This window comes from Myxococcus vastator (genome assembly GCF_010894475.1).
Taxonomy (GTDB): domain Bacteria; phylum Myxococcota; class Myxococcia; order Myxococcales; family Myxococcaceae; genus Myxococcus; species Myxococcus vastator.
Genome location: NZ_JAAIYB010000001.1, coordinates 1 through 14,487, shown reverse-complemented (window position 1 = coordinate 14,487; position 14,487 = coordinate 1). Strand labels below are relative to the sequence as shown.

Sequence of the window (14,487 nt, the reverse complement as noted above, 5' to 3'; positions counted from 1 at the left end):
GCCGTGGAGCATCCTCGTAGGGGCTCGTGTTCGAAAGTTCGAGCCCGCCTTGACTTGAGAACCTGAGGACTCCAAACAGGGGCCCGCATCTGGAGAGGATTCGACATGTCGGACACACGCTCACCTCAGGTCCTTCCGACCCGTAAGCCCACGCAGCACCTGGAGCGGTTCTCGGAGGCGGACATCCCCACCGAGCGCGGCTCGCTGCGGACCATCGTGTTCCGGGACAAGCGCAACGGGCGGGAGCACGTCGCGCTCGTGGTGGGACAGGTTTCAGGACACGAGGGTGTGCCGGTGCGCATCCACTCCGAGTGCCTCACGAGCGAGGTCTTCGGCAGCCTGAAGTGCGACTGCCGCCAGCAGCTGGACCGCTCGCTCGACTTCATCACCCAGGCGGGACAGGGCGTCGTGCTGTACCTGCGGCAGGAGGGGCGCGGCATCGGCCTGGGCAACAAGATCAAGGCCTACGCGCTGCAGTCCAAGGGGCTGGACACCTACGAAGCCAACCGGCAGCTGGGGTTCGCGGACGACCTGCGCACCTATGACATCGCGGCGGAGATGCTGCGGAGCCTGGATGTGCGCTCGGTGGACCTGATGACCAACAACCCGCTGAAGATCGCGGGCATGGTCGAAGAAGGCATTCCCGTCCGGCGTCGAATCCCTTCCCGGACCGAGCACAATCCGCATAACGTCGACTACCTGAGGACGAAGCGCGAGCGTACGGGGCACCTGATTGAGCTCTTCGCCGAGGACGACGACACGGAAGCCAAAGCCGGCTGAGAAGCCCCTCGCGCGGCGGCGGAACACCGTCACGCGCAACCAGGCCCGCGTGCCCTTCGAGGTGCGCTTCTGGGGTGTGCGCGGCTCCATTCCTTCACCGGGCGCGCAGACGAAGCGCTACGGCGGCAACACCCCTTGCGTGGAGGTCCGCTGCGGGGACGAGCTGCTCATCTTCGACCTGGGCACCGGCGCGCGCGCGCTGGGAAACGCGCTGGTGGCGAAGAAGAAGCCGGTGAAGGGCTCCATCTTCATCTCGCACTACCACTACGACCACCTGCAGGGCCTGCCCTTCTTCGGGCCCATGTTCCTGCCCACGAGCGCCCTGACGGTCTATGGCCCGGCGCGGCATGGGCAGTCGGTGAAGCAGCTCCTCAGCGGGCAGATGGTGCCGCCGTACTTCCCGGTGACGGCGGACGGCGTGTTCCGGGCGCAGCTCACGTACACGGACCTGGCCGCCACGCAGACGCTGCGGCTGGGCCCGGCGACGGTGCGCACCATCGAGCTGAACCACCCGGGTGGCAACATGGGCTACCGCGTCGAGTGCCAGGGCCGCTCGGTGGTGTACGCCACCGACCTGGAGCATGGCAGCGACATGGACGCCGCCTTCTACGCGTTCGCCCAGGACGCGGACGTCCTCATCTACGACGCCATGTACACCGAGGACGAGTACCACGGCCGCACCGGGCCGGCGCGCACCGGCTGGGGCCACTCCACCTGGCAGGCCGCGGTGCACGCGGCGGACAAGGCCGGGGTGAAGAAGCTGGTGCTCTTCCACCACGACCCGTCACGCGATGACGTGGGCATGGACCGGCTGCTGCGCCAGGTGCGCAAGCACCGCCCCGACGCCAGCGCCGCTCGCGAGTCCCTGGTCATCAAGCTGTAGCGCGCTTCACCGTCTCCCGCAGGCCCCGGAAGGGCAACCGCTCCAGGGCCGTGGGGACGTCGACCCACTCGAAGGCGTCGTGCTCGGCGCCCAGGCGCACGTCCGCGTCCGGCGGCACGTGGGCGGCGAAGCCGTTCTCCTCCACGAGTCGAGGTGGCAGCACCTCCCCCAGGGCGAAGGCGTGGCGGTAGTCCAGGTCCACCAGCGGCACGCGGAGGCCTGTCTCCTCCTCCAGCTCCCGCGCGGCGGCCCGCGCTGGCGATTCACCCGCTTCGAGCCTCCCGGTGAGGACCTGCCAGAAGCCTCCCCGCTCAGGTCGACGGCGCACGAGCAGCACCCGCGCTTCGGGCCCACGGCCCTTCACCACCGCGATGCTCACCGTCCGCATCGGCGGCGGCGCGTCCACGCGCTCGCTGTCGAACACGGCGCAGAAGCTGCTGGCGATGGCCTCCTCCACCTCCGCCATGGGGAGTGCGCGGCCCAGCTCACGCTGCATGGACGTGACGCCCGCTTCGCGGATGCCACACGGGACGATGAGCTGGAAGTGGTCCAGGTTCGTGTTCACGTTGAGCGCGAAGCCATGCGTGGTGAGCCAGCGCGACAGGTGCACGCCAATGGCGGCGATTTTTCGCGCGTCAGGAGCGCCCTCCTCGCCAATCCAGACACCGGGCCACTTGGGGATGGGGCCCGCGGTGATGCCCCACTGGGCCAGCACCTGCATGACGGAGCGCTCCACGTCGCGCACGTAGCGGCGCACGTCGTGCCGGCCCTCCGGCAGCAGGAAGATGGGATAGCCCACCAGCTGGCCGGGGCCATGGTAGGTGACGTCGCCTCCACGGTTGGTCTCGAAGACCTCTGCGCCCTCCTTCGCCAGCCGCGCGTCGCTGGCGACGATGTTCTCGCGCTTCGCGGCCCGCCCGAGGGTGAGGATGGGCGGGTGCTCCAGGAGGAGCAGCGCGTCGCCGCAGAGCCCCTGGCGGCGGGCCTCGCTGAAGAGGTGCATCAGCGAGAGCCCGTCCTCGTACTCCACGCGGCCCAGCCGGTAGACGGTGATGGTGTTCATGACGTTCGCTTCCTTCGGGCCTTCCGCGCGGACGCGGGCTTCACGGTGGGCGTCAGGCTCCACGCTCCCGTGGGCACCCGGTTGAGGAGGGCGTGCAGCTCATGGCCCGCGCGCGGCGAGCGGCTGGCCTCCAGGGCCAGCGCCATGAGCACGTCCTCGGAGGCGGAGACCGCGGGCTCGCGCGAGGACAGGCGCTGGCGGGCAATCTCCACGAATTCAGCGTGGGTAGGCACCTGGAGCGGCAGGAGCACCTGCACGTGCTCCAGGAGGTCCGTGGGCACGGTGCCGCGCACGGCCTGAGTCAGCGCGGCGGTGGTGGGCACGGGAACGCTGTGTGAGTCCCCGCGCAGGCTGAGGCCCCGAGCCTCCGTGCCCACGCCCCTCGCGCTCAGCACGACCACAGGCCGGCTGTCCTGGGCCAGGAAGGCTCGCAGGGCCGCGTGTGATGACGCAGCCAGGCGCTCCACGTCCTCCACCAGCAGGGCGCGCGCGTGAGTCGTCAGGTCCAGGTCCGCGACGGGGGTGATGACGCCCAAGCCCTCTCGCTGAAGCTGCTGGAACCAGACGCTCTTGCCGCTGCCTTCGGGCCCGACGACCAGCAGGGTCCGCGCGTGGGCCTCGAGCGACTGCGTCAGCAGCGCCTGCGTCGCGCCCTGCCCCACGAGCCCCATGCCGGGCACCACGGGACGGTCCCTCCGCGACACCGTGGGCGGAGGCACCGGGGTGACGTCGCCCAGGAGGGCTTGCGACTCGAGCAGGCAGCGCTTGCAGATGAACGCGCCCGCGGGCCCGGCGACCAGGTCCCCCGTGTCCGTGCGCGGACGGCAACAGAAGGAGCACCACGCGTCGAGCGCCGCATCCGCGCGCGTGGGACCGCGCTCGATGAGCCGGGCCCCTCCGCGCCGCCGAGGCGGCGCCTCCGTCTGGCGCGAGGACTCCTCGGCGCCTTCGACCGCGCCCGCGACACGCGCAAGCTGCGCTTCGAGCCGCTGCGAATCCTCCGCGACCGCCGTCTCGATGACCCAGGCCTGGGCGGCGTCGCCAGGCGCGTCGTCACCGGCGTGCAGGGTCGCCTCGCGCAGCGCATCCTCGATGAGCCGCTGCCGGTGGCCGACGTCCGGAAGCAACTCCGACTCCAGGGAACGCACCAGCCCGGACACAGGCAAGGCCTCTTCGTCGTCTGTGTCCGTCCCTGACCACGCGAGCACGGGCTCCGGCATCCACTCCAGCCGGTTCACCGCATCCGCGATGTCCGCGCGGCTGCCGTCCAGGCGCTGCGCGTGACGAAGCAGCTGCAACGCGCGGGACGGGTTGCCCGCCTGACGGTACAGCTCCGCCGCTTTCTGCAGGCACTCCACCGCACGGGCCACGTCCCCCTGTGTCTCGGCGGACTGCGCGGCGCGGATCAGCTCGCGAGGGTTCTCGGCCATACGGAGAGAGCCTAACCGGCTCGAAGCCACCGCGCGCGGCCCTTGAACGCGAGCCCCAGCGTCAGGCGCTTCCCGGCCCGGCTCCAGGGCCACCACGCCCCTCACGTCAGGGGCGTGGACCCGCCACGGCGCTCACCTCACGCCATGGCCAGGAACAGCAGGTCCGGCTTCTCCAGGTACTTGATCATCTCATACGTGAAGTCCGCCGCCACCGAGCCGTCGATGACGCGGTGGTCGCACGACAGCGACAGGTTCATCATGTCGCGCACGACGACCTGGTCCCCCACCACCGCCGGGCGCTTCTTGAGGCGGTGCACGCCCAGGATGCCCACTTCGGGATGGTTGATGATGGGCGTGGCGAACAGACCGCCGCTCTGCCCCAGCGAGCTGATGGTGAAGGTGCCACCCGTCAGCTCCTCCATCTTCAGCTTGCGGTCACGCGCGGCGGCGCCCAGGCGAGCCGTCTCACGCGCCAGGTCAGCCAGCGTCAGCCGGTCCGCGTTCTTCACCACCGCCACGGTGAGGCCGTCCGGCGTCGCCGCCGCCATGCCGATGTTGAACTCGCCGCGGACCACCAGCTCCTGCGCCGCCTCATCGAAGTTCGCGTTCAGGTGCGGGAACTTCTTCAGCGCCGCCACCGTCGCCTTGATGATGAACGGCAGGTAGTTGAGCTTGATGTTCTCACCGGCCGCCGCCAGCTGCGCGTTCAGCCGCGCGCGCAGGGCCACCAGCTCCGTGGCGTCCACTTCCTCGACAAAGGCGAAGTGCGGCGCCGTGAACTTCGACCGCACCATCTTCTCGGCGATCTTCTTGCGCAGGCCCCGAAGCGGAACGCGCTCGTCCGCCGCGCCCGAGCTGACCGCCGGAGCCGCGGGACGCGCCTTCTGCTCGGCCGGAGCCGCGACGACGTTCTTCTCGCCGCCCTCCAGCGCCGCCACCACGTCCGCCTTCGTCACGCGGCCCTGCGGCCCCGTGCCGGAGATCGCCGCCAGGTCCAGCCCGTGCTCGCGCGCCATCCGCCGCGTCACCGGCGTGGCCAGCACCTTGGACGTCGAGGCAGGCGCTCCACCGCCCTGGCCACCCGCCGCGGGCGCAGCGGCCACGGGAGCCGCGCTGGCCTCGGCATGGCCACCGGCCTGCGCCGGCGCGTCGCCCTCCACCTCCAGGGTGACGAGGAGCTGGTGCACCTTCGCCAGGTCGCCTTCATTGCCGTGCGTCTTCACGACACGGCCCGCCTTGGGCGCGGGGACGGTGACGGTGGCCTTGTCCGTCATCACCTCGGCGAGCACCTGGTCTTCCTTGACGGAATCCCCCGCCTTCACGTGCCACTTCACCAGCTCACCCTCCATCACGCCTTCACCAAGGTCGGGGAGCTTGAATTCGAAGATCGCCATGGAGTCGTCTTTCCGGGAAGCAGGGGTGTGGGGTCAAGCCATGAATCGGAGCGTCACCGCTCAGCCGAGCCGCTCGAGCCGCTCGCGCTCCATCAGGCCCTTCATGAAGAACTCAGCGGCCCGGTAGCTGGACCGCACCAGCGGACCGGAGGCCACGTAGAGGAAGCCGTAGGACTCGGCCAGCGTCTTGTATGCCTCGAACTGCGCGGGCGTGACGAAGCGCTCCACGCGCAGGTGGTACTGCGACGGCTGCAGGTACTGGCCCAGCGTCAGCACGTCCACGCCCACGTCGCGCAGGTCCTTGAACGTCTGCTCCAGCTCCGCGTCCGTCTCCCCCAGGCCCACCATGACGGACGTCTTGGTGTACAGGCCCTCGGGGCGGTGCTTGAGGTACTCCAGCACGCGCAGGGACTGGTGGTACTTCGCGCGCCGGTCTCGCACCGTCGGCGTGAGGCGCTCCACCGTCTCCACGTTGTGCGCCACCACGTGGGGCCTGGCCTCCGCCACGGTGGCCAGGTCCTGCTCCACGCCCTTGAAGTCCGGGATGAGCACTTCGACGATGGTGCGCGGGCTCTCCCGGCGCAGCTCGCGGATGGCGGAGGCGAAGTGGCTGGCGCCGCCGTCCGGTCGGTCATCCCGGTTCACGGACGTGACGACGATGTACTCCAGGTCCATCTCCTTCACCGCCTGGGCCAGATGGATGGGCTCCATCGGATCCAACGGCGGAGGCGCGCCGACCTTCACGTGGCAGAAGCGACACGCGCGCGTGCACACCTCGCCCATCAGCATCACCGTGGCGGTGCCACCGCCCCAGCACTCGGCGATGTTCGGGCAGCGGGCCTCTTCGCACACCGTGGCCAGCTTCGTCCGCTTCACGATGGCCTTGACCCGCTCGTAGCCTTCTCCGTGCGGGAGCCGCACCTTCAGCCACTCCGGCTTGCGGGTGGTCTCAGTCACCTGGGGGAGAGGGAACCGGTCGGGAGTCGCCATGGATCGCGGGCCTTCTATGGGTTGGACGGAGGACGTTCAAGCGGAAGCCACTGACGCGAGGCGTCAGCATCCACCAGTCGTCCGCCAGTTGTCGCCTCTCTACTAATGCCCCCGGCGGTTGGGGACAGGCCAGCAGCCCCGTGAGAGCGGCCAGTCAGGAGATCGTCGCCTCGCGCGGCCGAGTGGGCCGGAAATACGAGGGGCCGTCCGCGGCACACCGGGACGGCCCCTGGGACTTCAAGCGAGGCGCCGCCGCCTAGAAGTGGCGCGGGTGGCCCAGCGTGGCCTCGGCACCCTCGTGCACGATTTCCGAGAGCGTCGGGTGCGCGTGGATGGTGTTGGCCAGCTCCTCGGTGGTGATCTCCAGCTTCAGCGCGACACACGCCTCGGCCAGCAGCTCCGTCGCGTGCGGCCCGATGAGGTGCACGCCGAGGACCTCGTCGTACTTCCGGTCCGACACGATCTTGATCATGCCGGTGGCCTCGTTGGAGATGGCGGCCTTGGTCACGGCGCCCATCGGCGCGATGCCCACCTTCACGTCGTAGCCGCGCTCCTTGGCCTTCTTCTCCGTCAGGCCCACCGAGGCGACCTCGGGGTAGCAGTACGTGGCCGACGGCGTCAGGTCGTAGTTGATGGGCTGCGGGTTCTTCCCGGCGATGTGCTCCACCGCCACCACGCACTCCGCGCTGGCCATGTGCGCCAGCATCGGCGTGGGGATGATGTCGCCCACGGCGTAGACGTTCGGCTCGGAGGTGCGCAGCATCGAGTCGACCTTGATGTAGCCGCGCTCGGCCTGGATGTTCGTCTTGTTCAGGCCCACGTCCTCGGTGACGGGCGAGCGGCCCACCGCCGACAGGAGGATCTCCGCCTCCAGCGTCTTGGTCTCGTTGCCCACCTTCATGGTGACGCGCACGCCGTCCGCCGTGTGCTCCACCTTCTCCACCGCGGAGCCGGTGTGCACGTCGATGCCGCGGCGCTTGAAGATCTTCTCCAGCTCCTTGGAGATGTCCGCGTCCTCGATGGGGAGCAGCGCGGGCAGGTACTCCACGATGGAGGTCTTGCTGCCCACGTGGTTGAACACGGAGGCGAACTCACAGCCCACCGCGCCAGCGCCCAGCACGATGATGCTCTTGGGGACGCGGTCGATCTGCAGGATGGAGTCGCTGTTCAGCACCCGCTTGTGGTCCACGGGGACGTTGGGCAGGGACTTGGGCACCGAGCCCGTGGCGATGATGATGTTCTTCGCCTCCAGGACCTGCTTGGAGCCGTCCTCGGCGGTGACCTCCACCTTGCCCTTGCCGGCGATGCGGCCGTGGCCCTTGACCACCGTCACCTTGTTCTTCTTCATCAAGAAGTCGATGCCGTTGGCACCCTTGGTGACAATCTTGTCCTTGTGCTTCATCGCGTTGGGCCAGTTGATGGCCGGGCTGCTCACATCAACGCCGAAGTCAGCCGCTTCGCGGACGTGGTGGAACAGCTCCGCGGTCCACAGCAGGGACTTGGTCGGGATGCAGCCGCGGTGGAGACAGGTGCCACCCAGCCGCTTGTCCTTCTCGATGATGGCCGTCTTCAGGCCCAGCTGACCCGCGCGAATGGCGCCCACGTAGCCGCCGGGGCCCGAACCGATGATCACCACGTCGAACGTCTCAGCCACGCACGCCTCCGTAATTATTGCGGATGGAACCCGGTGGGGCTGATAACCCCCGGTCCCGGTTGGAATCAAGGAGTTTGCTCGTGCGCCGTTTCCCGCTCCGAACCCTCCTCTTGATGTTGGTGGCACTCATCGCCTTCGGACGCCTGTGGTGCGTGACGCACCCGGAGGAAGCGCCCGGTCCTCGGCCAGCGCGAATGGCCCAGGCGGGTGACGACGTCCCGTCCGGAGCCCCCGCTCGCTCCTCCACCCCTGAGTGCCGCACCCTGGAGCGGGCGCTCGAAAGCGCCCTCCGCGCGCCCCAGGAGCCCCGGGTCCTGGCGGAGGCCCGCCAGCAGCTCGACGCATGCCGTCAGCCGCCCGTCCGCGCCTGCGCGCTCGGCGTGGCCCTGGACGCCCGCTCGCCCTTATCCGAAGGAGAAGCCACACCGCTGCGTGGCCTGCTGGCCAGCCTGTGTGAGCGCTGCCCGCCCGCCGCCAATTCGTGCGCCCAGGCCGTGGGACAGGCCCTGCTGAGCGCCGCGGTGGGTCCGCATGTCGACACCGCGAGCGCGAAATGGAACCTGGAGCACGCGGGGGCAGGCCTGGGAGGGGCCTGTGCCTCGCTCGTCCAGTTGGGGCTCGCGCCCGCGGCCCAGTCGGGCCTCACCGTGCGGCCACCCGTGCTCGCGCTCACCGGAGCGCTGGCGCCCCGCTGCGCGCAGGCGGGACTCCTGGATGACGCGCTGCTGCGCGCCGCCGCCGCGAACCTCGTGGCGCCCACGCCCGCGCTGGTCGCCCTGGCCGCGGGCCCCACGCCTCCGGAGACGAGCGCCATGAAGCCGGACCAGATTGAGGGCACCGAGCCCGGCTTCCAGGCGTTCGACCGGGACGAGAATACAGGCGTCCCGGTAGGCCAGGCGCTCAAGAGCAAGCGCTGGGACGCGGACGGCGCGCTGCGCGCGAGCTACGCGCCCACGCTGAAGCAGCTCGTGTCGGTGACGGTCCGCGCCACGGGACCGGGGACGGTGCGGGCCATCGTCCGGACGCCGCGGGGCGTGGGCTTGAAGGATCCGGAGAAGGACTTCGCCTTCGTCAACCCCACCGTGTGCCGCTTCAGCGGCACGGGTCAGTGGGAGCAGTGCCCGCTGCAGGTGCCGCTGCGCGACGTGGACGCAGTGAGCGTCTTCCCCGAGCGCGCGGACACCGAGCTGAAGGAGCTGGAGGTCCACGGCGCCCGTTGAAGGCGCCGCCGAGGTCAGGCGGCGATGAGGCCGCGCTCCTTGGCCAACGTGAAGAGCGGCGCGGCGTCCTTCTTCAGCACCGCGCTCACGTCCTTGACGATGGAGTCACCCGACTTCGCGACCGACAGGAAGTTGTCGAAGGTGCGCGTGAGGATGAGCACGCCGGAGATGATGACGCGCTGAAGGTTGTGCTGCAGGTCCGTGCCTTCGTAGATGAGCCACGCCTGCTCCACGCAGGTGCGGCGGGCATCCATGAGGAACTGGTTGAGCACGGCGCGCTCGTTCGCGTCGGGCACCTTCGACTTCGAGCTCACCGACCCCACGTAGATGAGGTTCGTGTTGAGCCGCGTCGCCGCTTCTTGCATCTGCGCCAGCACCAGCGTCACGTCCTCCTTCGTCGGAGGATTCTCCCAGCGGGAGAAGATGACTCGGTCGATGATCTCCGCTTTGTAGGTCGGGCCGTTCACGATGCCTCCGGTGAGGCGAGCGCCTGACCGGCACCCGCCCGGCTTGCCACGCTGCCGTGCGGTCGGATCTGTAGCAGGAACACTCCATTCGTTGAAGTGCGCGACACTTGAACCGGCCTTCATTTCGCCCGGCACCAAGGGCCTGCCCTGCAGCGGAAACGGACAAATCCAACCGCACCGACTCCGACACTCAGGGAAAACACGTATACACCTGCGTCATCTCCAGGATTCGCCGGATACTGTCGTGAATTGGACGGGTGTGGTGGCTCAGCGGGCAGCGCGTTTGGCGAGCACCGCCTTCACGTCGTCGAGCGAGAGGCCCAGCGGCCGGACGGCGACGAGCACGTGGTAGAGCACGTCCGCCGCTTCCTCCGCGGCGCGTGATGCATCCGCGTCCGCGCACGCGGTCACCAGCTCCGCGGCCTCCTCGCCCAGCTTCTTCAAGCGCAGGTTGCGGTCCTCCAGCAAGCGGCGCGTGTAGCTCGGGGGCGCATCCGCGGGCCGGTCCACGGGTGCGGCGCGCCGGGCGAGCGTGTCATCCAGCGCGCTCAGCACATCCCAGCGGCCAGGGCCGAAGCAGGTCTCCGTCCCCGTGTGACATGCGGGGCCCGCCTTCTCCACGCGCGCGAGCACCGCGTCACCGTCACAGTCGGCGCGGAGCGCCACCACTCGCTGGACGTTTCCACTGGTGGCGCCCTTGTGCCACAGGCCGCGCGTGCGCGAGCGGTAGTGCATCTCTCCCGTGGCCAGCGTGCGCGCCAGGGCTTCCCGGTCGGCATGCGCCACCATCAACACGTCACCCGTGCTCGCGTCCTGCGTGACGACCGTCACCAGTCCATTGCCCTTCGCGAAGTCGAGCGCATCCAGGTCGAGCATCAACGTGTCTCCACGGCGCCAAGCCGTTCCCGCACCACGAGCGCCATGGCCGCGTTGGTGGCGATACCGTTTCCGCCGAACGCGGTCCGCTGGCCCGTCCAGTCGGTGAACACGCCGCCGGCCTCCTCGATGATGGGCTGCAGGGCCGCGCCATCCCAGGGCGACAGCAGCTCATCCACCATGACCTCCGCGCGCCCGGTGGCCACCAGCAGGTAGCCGTAACAATCCCCCCAGGTGCGGTCCACGGCCGCGTCCCGCGCGAGCGCGCGCCAGGCGGCACCGCGCTCCGGGTACACCGGGAAGCGCGCATCCGTGGACAGCACCACCGCTTGAGACAGCTCCGCCTGCGTGGACACGGCCGCGCGCCGGTCGTTCCAGAAGCAGCCCTGCCCCGGCGCCGCCACCAGCAGCTCACTCACCGCGGGGAAGTACGCGGCCCCCACGAGGATGTGCTCGCCTTCCGCCAGCGCCACCAGCGTGCCCCACAGCGGGACGCCGCGGATGAATGTCTTCGTCCCGTCGATGGGGTCCAGAATCCACCGGCGCTTCGCGCCCGGACGCGTCTCGCCGAACTCCTCGCCCAGGATGCCGTCCTGGGGGAAGCGCGCCTCCAGCCACTCGCGCGCACGGGACTCCGCCGTGCGGTCCGCCACCGTCACCGGAGAGCCGTCCGACTTCGTGTCCACCGCGAGGCCACCGCGGAAGAAGCCCAGCGCCACGTCACCCGCGAGCCGCGCCACCTCGGCGGCGGCCTGCATCAGCGTTCCCGAGTCCGTCATGCCACGCTCCGAATGTGAAGGCCGCCCTCGCGGAGCAGCGCCTTGATGGCCCCCACCGTGGTGAGGCCGTCGTGCAGGATGCCCGCGACCAGGGCCGCATCAGCGCCGCCCTCCTGGAACGCCTCCCGGACGTGCGCCGCGCTGCCCGCGCCGCCCGAGGCGATGACGGGCACTGCCACCGCCTCCGACACGGCCCGCGTCAGCGCCAGGTCATAGCCCGTCCGCGCGCCATCCCGGTCGATGCTGGTGAGGAGCACTTCCCCCGCCCCTCGCGCCACACACTCGCGCGCCCAGGCCACCGCGTCCAGGTCCGTGGGCTTCCTGCCGCCATGGGTGTAGACGCGCCAGCGGTCGCCGTCCCGCTTCGCGTCGATGCTGGCCACCACGCACTGGGCGCCGAAGCGCTCCGCGCAGGCGGTGAGCAGCGCCGGGTTGGCCACCGCCGCGGAGTTGATGCTCACCTTGTCCGCGCCCGCCCGCAGCGCCCGGCCCACGTCCTCCACCGTGCGAACCCCGCCGCCGACCGCCAGGGGAATGAAGAGCTGCTCGGCGGTGCGCCGCACCAGCTCCCACAACGTGCCGCGCTCCTCGGCGCTGGCGGAGATGTCGAGGAACGTCACCTCGTCCGCGCCCTCCGCCTCGTAGCGCCGGGCCAGCTCCACCGGGTCACCCACGTCGCGGAGTCCCTCGAACTGGACGCCCTTCACCACGCGTCCGCCCTTCACGTCCAGACAGACGACGAGCCGTCGCGTGAGCATCACTTCACCTCCAGGGACACGGCGCCCTTCATGCTGAACACCGTGCCCGAGTCCACCATGGCGTCCCGCAGCGCCAGCCCCAGCGCCTTGAAGGCCGCCTCCGTCGCGTGGTGGCTGTCCTTTCCGCGCAGCACGCGCAGGTGCAGCGTCACCCGGGCGTGCTCGCTGAACGAACGCATCCAGTGCTCGTAGAGCCGGTTGTTCAACGGGCCCTGGTAATAGAAGCGCCCCCCCGCATCCAGGCAGGCCTGCACCAGCGCGTCGTCCATGGGGATGGTGCGCTCGGCGAAGCGCGCGGCCGTGGCCGGAATCACCTGCTGCACCGCCGTGCCCAGCGTGATGGCCACGTCCTCCATCACATGGTGCGTGAGGTCCCCCCGCGCATGCAGCGTGAGGTCCAGCCCCGCGTAGCGCGCGAAGGTGGCCAGCATGTGGTCGAAGAACTTCAGCCCCGTGTCCACGACCGTGACGCCCTTGCCCGGCGACAGCGCCACCCGGACCTGCGTCTCCTTCGTCTCTCGAACGACAGTGGTCATCCCGCGAACTCCTGAGCGACTGCGCTCGCATCCAGCCTTCCGGTGTACAGCGCCATGCCAATGACGGCCCCGTAGGCGCCCGCCGCCGCCAGGGCCCTCAGGTCCTCCATCGTCGTCACGCCACCCGACGCGTACAGGCGGTGCCGGCTGGTGCTCGCCACCTCCCGCATCAGCGGCAGGTCCACGCCCGACAGCTGCCCCTCCTTGTGGACCGCCGTCACGAGCAGGCCCCCCAGCGGCAAGGGCTCAAAGGACGCCAGCACCTCGCGGATGTCGCGGTGGCTCCCCGCCGTCCAGCCTCGCGTCACCACCTCGCGCCCCTTCACGTCCGCGGCGACGACGACCCGGCCGGGGAAGCGGTTCGCGATGTCCGCCAGCCAGGCGGCGTCTTCAATGGCGCGAGTCCCCACCACCACGAACTCGGCGCCGCCCGCCAGGACGGCCTCCACCCGGTCGGAGTCGCGCACGCCGCCGCCCACCGAGAAGGTGAGCCCGCGCTCGTAGGCCGTCAATTGGAAGATGGCGTCCGAGTTGGAGCCCTTGCCCAGCGCCGCGTCCAGGTCCACGACATGGAACGCGCGGAAGCCGTGGCTGCGCCATTGCCTCAGCGCCTCCAGCGGATCCTCCACCCGGACCTTCTCCTCCGCGTACGAGCCGCCCACGAGCTGGACGCACGCGCCCTCGCGCAGGTCGATGGCGGGAATCGCAATCATGGCGCCACCTCCCGCAGGAACGTTTGCACGAAGCGCACACCCGCCGTGGAGGACTTCTCCGGGTGGAACTGCACGCCCACCACCCTTCCCCTGCGCACCGCCGCCGGGAAGCGGTCCTGCTCGTGCGTCGTCCACCCCGTCACCACCGAAGCCTCCGCGGCGCGGCAGACGAAGCTGTGCGCGTAGTACACGGTGTCCAGCCGCGCTCCCGCCAGCGTGCGTTCGTCCTCCACCTGATTCCACCCAATCTCTGGCACCCGCTTCGTTGCCAGTCGCGTCACCCGGCCCGCGAAGTAGCCCAGGCCGGCGCCCTCGCCTTCGTCACTGCCTTCGAAGAGCAGCTGCATGCCCAGGCAGATGCCCAGGCACGGCAGGCCCTGCTCCAGGGCCGCTCGCATGGCTTCACGCCCCGGCGCGAGCCGCGCCACCGCCGCCCCGAAGGCGCCCACACCCGGCAGCACCAGGACGTCGGTGTCCAGCGCGCGCAAGGGGTCCTCCTGGACGCGCACCTCCGCGCCCGGCACCGTGGCCAGGGCCTTGGCCAGCGAGTGGAGATTGCCCGCGCCGTAGTCGAACAAGGTGACTCTCATCGCAACGCCTCCCGCAGCGCCGCCAGCGCTGTCTCCATCAAGGGCCAGGGTCCCACACCGACTCGGAGCGCGTCGCCCACGCCCGTCAGCGACTGGAACGCCCGCACATTCACGTCCCGCTCCCGCATCCGCTCCGCCACGGCCAGCGCGCCCGGAAGCGGCACCATCAGGAAGTTGGCCTCCGAGGGCAGCGGCGACAGGCCCAGCGACACCAGCTCGCCACGCAGCCGCTCGCGACAGGCGACGGCCTCCTCCGCACGGGCTCGCACCCAGTCCGCGTCATCGTTCAGCACCGAGACGGCCACCGCCTCCGCGACGCTGGTGATCTTGTAGGGTCCGCGAGCCTTCTCCACC

Annotated in this window: 16 protein-coding genes; 3 read left to right on the top strand and 13 right to left on the bottom strand. The window is 70.1% G+C overall.

What is annotated here, in order from left to right:
• Positions 1–105 precede the first annotated feature (105 nt).
• Together ribA and G4D87_RS00075 are read left to right on the top strand one after the other, a co-directional pair.
• On the top strand, positions 106–780 hold the full coding sequence (gene ribA, locus G4D87_RS00080) for a GTP cyclohydrolase II (RefSeq protein WP_163777018.1): 675 nt from the start codon (positions 106–108) through the stop codon (positions 778–780).
• Between the two features lie 49 nt (positions 781–829).
• Positions 830–1,663: an MBL fold metallo-hydrolase gene (locus G4D87_RS00075; protein WP_163777016.1), complete on the top strand. Its 834-nt coding sequence runs from the start codon at positions 830–832 to the stop codon at positions 1,661–1,663.
• On the opposite strand, the gene lipB is transcribed toward G4D87_RS00075, so the two are convergent.
• The 5 genes from lipB to lpdA form a co-directional block, all read right to left on the bottom strand.
• Positions 1,653–2,726, bottom strand: coding sequence for a lipoyl(octanoyl) transferase LipB (gene lipB / locus G4D87_RS00070; RefSeq protein ID WP_163777014.1), 1,074 nt, complete (start codon positions 2,724–2,726; stop codon positions 1,653–1,655). The two genes, G4D87_RS00075 and lipB, sit on opposite strands and share 11 nt — an antisense overlap.
• Positions 2,723–4,156, bottom strand: a complete 1,434-nt coding sequence (locus G4D87_RS00065) for a ClpX C4-type zinc finger protein (RefSeq protein WP_240357883.1) — start codon at positions 4,154–4,156, stop codon at positions 2,723–2,725. Before G4D87_RS00065 ends, lipB begins: the two co-directional genes overlap by 4 nt.
• A 137-nt stretch (positions 4,157–4,293) precedes the next feature.
• A complete protein-coding gene (locus G4D87_RS00060) occupies positions 4,294–5,550 on the bottom strand; it encodes a dihydrolipoamide acetyltransferase family protein (protein ID WP_163777010.1) in 1,257 nt (418 codons plus the stop codon).
• A 60-nt stretch (positions 5,551–5,610) separates the two neighbouring features.
• Positions 5,611–6,540, bottom strand: a complete 930-nt coding sequence (gene lipA / locus G4D87_RS00055; RefSeq protein ID WP_163777008.1) for a lipoyl synthase — start codon at positions 6,538–6,540, stop codon at positions 5,611–5,613.
• 256 nt (positions 6,541–6,796) lie between these two features.
• Complete coding sequence (gene lpdA, locus G4D87_RS00050) at positions 6,797–8,194, bottom strand: dihydrolipoyl dehydrogenase (protein ID WP_163777006.1); 1,398 nt, start codon at positions 8,192–8,194, stop codon at positions 6,797–6,799.
• 113 nt (positions 8,195–8,307) lie between these two features.
• Between lpdA and G4D87_RS00045 the strand changes: the two genes are divergently transcribed.
• Positions 8,308–9,414: a hypothetical protein gene (locus G4D87_RS00045; protein WP_240357881.1), complete on the top strand. Its 1,107-nt coding sequence runs from the start codon at positions 8,308–8,310 to the stop codon at positions 9,412–9,414.
• Positions 9,415–9,428: 14 nt separating this feature from the next.
• Here G4D87_RS00045 and G4D87_RS00040 read toward each other — a convergent pair whose 3' ends face one another.
• The 8 genes from G4D87_RS00040 to G4D87_RS00005 form a co-directional block, all read right to left on the bottom strand.
• A complete protein-coding gene (locus tag G4D87_RS00040) occupies positions 9,429–9,881 on the bottom strand; it encodes a DofB protein (protein ID WP_163777003.1) in 453 nt (150 codons plus the stop codon).
• A gap of 267 nt (positions 9,882–10,148) precedes the next feature.
• Positions 10,149–10,757 carry a bifunctional phosphoribosyl-AMP cyclohydrolase/phosphoribosyl-ATP diphosphatase HisIE gene (gene hisIE, locus G4D87_RS00035; RefSeq protein ID WP_163777001.1) on the bottom strand — a complete coding sequence of 203 codons (609 nt, stop codon included), beginning with the start codon at positions 10,755–10,757 and terminating at the stop codon, positions 10,149–10,151.
• A complete protein-coding gene (gene hisN / locus G4D87_RS00030) occupies positions 10,757–11,536 on the bottom strand; it encodes a histidinol-phosphatase (protein WP_163776999.1) in 780 nt (259 codons plus the stop codon). The genes hisIE and hisN overlap by 1 nt, the downstream gene beginning before the upstream one ends.
• Positions 11,533–12,294, bottom strand: a complete 762-nt coding sequence (gene hisF, locus G4D87_RS00025) for an imidazole glycerol phosphate synthase subunit HisF (RefSeq protein WP_163776997.1) — start codon at positions 12,292–12,294, stop codon at positions 11,533–11,535. Before hisF ends, hisN begins: the two co-directional genes overlap by 4 nt.
• The gene (locus G4D87_RS00020; RefSeq protein ID WP_163776996.1) at positions 12,294–12,830 is read right to left on the bottom strand and encodes an imidazoleglycerol-phosphate dehydratase; all 537 of its coding nucleotides are present in this window, start codon (positions 12,828–12,830) and stop codon (positions 12,294–12,296) included. Before G4D87_RS00020 ends, hisF begins: the two co-directional genes overlap by 1 nt.
• Entirely contained in the window at positions 12,827–13,543 is a 717-nt protein-coding gene (locus G4D87_RS00015; RefSeq protein ID WP_163776994.1) for a 1-(5-phosphoribosyl)-5-[(5-phosphoribosylamino)methylideneamino]imidazole-4-carboxamide isomerase, read from the bottom strand. Before G4D87_RS00015 ends, G4D87_RS00020 begins: the two co-directional genes overlap by 4 nt.
• Positions 13,540–14,133, bottom strand: coding sequence for an imidazole glycerol phosphate synthase subunit HisH (gene hisH, locus G4D87_RS00010; protein ID WP_163776992.1), 594 nt, complete (start codon positions 14,131–14,133; stop codon positions 13,540–13,542). Before hisH ends, G4D87_RS00015 begins: the two co-directional genes overlap by 4 nt.
• Positions 14,130–14,487: aminotransferase class I/II-fold pyridoxal phosphate-dependent enzyme (locus tag G4D87_RS00005; protein ID WP_163776990.1), on the bottom strand; the 358-nt coding region annotated here is incomplete at its 5' end. The genes hisH and G4D87_RS00005, both read right to left, overlap by 4 nt.

What these genes read in the sequence shown, in the direction of transcription:
- G4D87_RS00020 (WP_163776996.1), bottom strand. Translation starts at nt 12,830, where the DNA reads ATGACCACTGTCGTTCGAGAGACGAAGGAGACGCAGGTCCGGGTGGCG.
- G4D87_RS00065 (WP_240357883.1), bottom strand. Translation starts at nt 4,156, where the DNA reads ATGGCCGAGAACCCTCGCGAGCTGATCCGCGCCGCGCAGTCCGCCGAG.
- hisF (WP_163776997.1), bottom strand. Translation starts at nt 12,294, where the DNA reads ATGCTCACGCGACGGCTCGTCGTCTGTCTGGACGTGAAGGGCGGACGC.
- hisIE (WP_163777001.1), bottom strand. Translation starts at nt 10,757, where the DNA reads ATGCTCGACCTGGATGCGCTCGACTTCGCGAAGGGCAATGGACTGGTG.
- lipA (WP_163777008.1), bottom strand. Translation starts at nt 6,540, where the DNA reads ATGGCGACTCCCGACCGGTTCCCTCTCCCCCAGGTGACTGAGACCACC.
- hisN (WP_163776999.1), bottom strand. Translation starts at nt 11,536, where the DNA reads ATGACGGACTCGGGAACGCTGATGCAGGCCGCCGCCGAGGTGGCGCGG.
- G4D87_RS00015 (WP_163776994.1), bottom strand. Translation starts at nt 13,543, where the DNA reads ATGATTGCGATTCCCGCCATCGACCTGCGCGAGGGCGCGTGCGTCCAG.
- ribA (WP_163777018.1), top strand. Translation starts at nt 106, where the DNA reads ATGTCGGACACACGCTCACCTCAGGTCCTTCCGACCCGTAAGCCCACG.
- hisH (WP_163776992.1), bottom strand. Translation starts at nt 14,133, where the DNA reads ATGAGAGTCACCTTGTTCGACTACGGCGCGGGCAATCTCCACTCGCTG.
- G4D87_RS00045 (WP_240357881.1), top strand. Translation starts at nt 8,308, where the DNA reads ATGTTGGTGGCACTCATCGCCTTCGGACGCCTGTGGTGCGTGACGCAC.
- G4D87_RS00060 (WP_163777010.1), bottom strand. Translation starts at nt 5,550, where the DNA reads ATGGCGATCTTCGAATTCAAGCTCCCCGACCTTGGTGAAGGCGTGATG.
- lipB (WP_163777014.1), bottom strand. Translation starts at nt 2,726, where the DNA reads ATGAACACCATCACCGTCTACCGGCTGGGCCGCGTGGAGTACGAGGAC.